General features: G+C 40.3%; 2 protein-coding genes. Both read left to right on the top strand.

Annotation, left to right across the window (positions count from 1 at the left end; translation table 11 throughout):
* Positions 1-73: 73 nt before the first annotated feature.
* The gene (locus tag ABE099_RS20710; RefSeq protein ID WP_430033555.1) at positions 74-757 is read left to right on the top strand and encodes a helix-turn-helix domain-containing protein; all 684 of its coding nucleotides are present in this window, start codon (positions 74-76) and stop codon (positions 755-757) included.
* Between the two features lie 2 nt (positions 758-759).
* Positions 760-1,635, top strand: a complete 876-nt coding sequence (locus tag ABE099_RS20705; protein ID WP_430033552.1) for an IS3 family transposase — start codon at positions 760-762, stop codon at positions 1,633-1,635.
* Positions 1,636-1,723 lie beyond the last annotated feature (88 nt).

The following is a 1,723-nucleotide window of genomic DNA, read 5'->3' as shown; positions in this document are numbered from 1 at the left end:
TGATATGCTCCCAACATAGTAGACAGTAGAAAAAACAAAAATTTCTACTACTACAGTGATGGGAGTTTTTTGTATGTCAAAAAGGTGTTTAATTTCAGTAGATGTAAAATTGCAAGTTGTAAGAAAATGCCTTAGGCAGGAATCAAATCCTCATTATGAAGCAAGTCAACTAGGTGTGGATAATGGAACGGTGAAGGATTGGATAAGAAAGTATGAAGAGCAAGGAATAGAAGGTTTAGAGGAATCGAGGACTTGTAAAATTTACTCACAGGAGCTCAAGCAGGCTGCGATTAAAGATGTACTATCTGGAAATTATTCGTTACGAGAAGCAACAAAACAATATCATATTTCGGATAAAAGTGTGTTGGCGAGATGGATTTCCAAGTATACTGGTAAGGGAGAAATTAAGCCCACTCGTAAAGGAACAATTCATATGAATCAAGGACGCAAAACCACATTCGAAGAACGTATTGAAATCGCACAATTCACAATTGCGCATAACTTAGACTATCAGCAGGCAATGGCACAATACAATGTATCCTATCAACAAGTTTATGCCTGGGTTCGTAAATATCAAGCCGGAGGTCAAGAAGCATTACAAGATCTTCGGGGTCGTAAAAAACCGCAAGAGGAAATGAGTGAACAGGAACAACTGAAGCTTCGAATTAAGGAGCTGGAAGCACGAAATAGGTATTTAGAAATGGAGAACGACTTTGCAAAAAAGTTGGCAGAGATCCGGCGAAGAAAACCACGTTAACCTTGGTTCGGCATGTAGAAATCTATCAAGCTATTCAACAACTGCATGTAAAAAAGGGATATACAATCACAGAGCTCTGTGAGCTAGCGGGAATCGCCCGATCTGCCTATTACAAGTGGCTAAAGTGGAAGCCATCCGCACGGGAAGTTGAGAATCAATCTCTAGCAAAAGAAGTGAAGCTTCACTATGACAAACGCAAAGGGATTCTTGGTTATCGCCAAATGCGCCTTCAATTGAATCGTAAACTTAAAAAGAGTTACAACAAGAAGCGGTATTATCGAGTGATGAGCGCACTGGCGCTCCAAGCGGTGATTCGTAGAAAGCGTCCAAGCTACATGAGAGCTACACAGGCACATGTCGCTGAAAACAGGATGAATCGTGAATTTCAAGCTACATCTCCCAATTTAAAATGGTGTACAGATGTCACTGAATTGAAATATGGGAACAGTCGAAAGGCTTATCTGAGTGCCATCATTGATGTGTATGACAATTCCATTGTCTCATGGGTGCTCAGTTCCTCCAACAATAATAAACTCGTCATGGACACAGTAAAGAAAGCGTATAAGCGGAATCGTGGAGCAACGCCACTCCTACATAGTGACAGAGGTTTCCAATATACCTCGCATGAGTACCATCGACTAAAGACAAAGTATACCTTTAAAAAGAGTATGTCACGTGTGAGTCGATGCTTAGATAACCAGCCAATAGAACGATTTTGGGGTACATTCAAGGCAGAAAGCTTTTACTTAGAGAAGCATGACACCTTCGATGATGTTCTAAAAGATGTACGAAATTATATACGATATTACAATCATTACCGCTATACTGAGCGCCTTAACGGTTTGTCCCCACAAGAGTATCGACAAGCTGCTTCATAAAATAATCCCCCAGTTTTTCATTTCAACTGAGGGATAGAACTAACCGTTTTTTGTTTTTTTCATTGTCTACTTGACAGGGAGCACTTCA

The sequence above is a fragment of the Paenibacillus turicensis genome, assembly GCF_050461185.1.
Taxonomy (GTDB): Bacteria; Bacillota; Bacilli; order Paenibacillales; family Paenibacillaceae; genus Fontibacillus; species Fontibacillus turicensis_A.
Note: the sequence above shows the minus strand (reverse complement) of the source record. Positions and strands in the feature narration are given on the sequence as shown.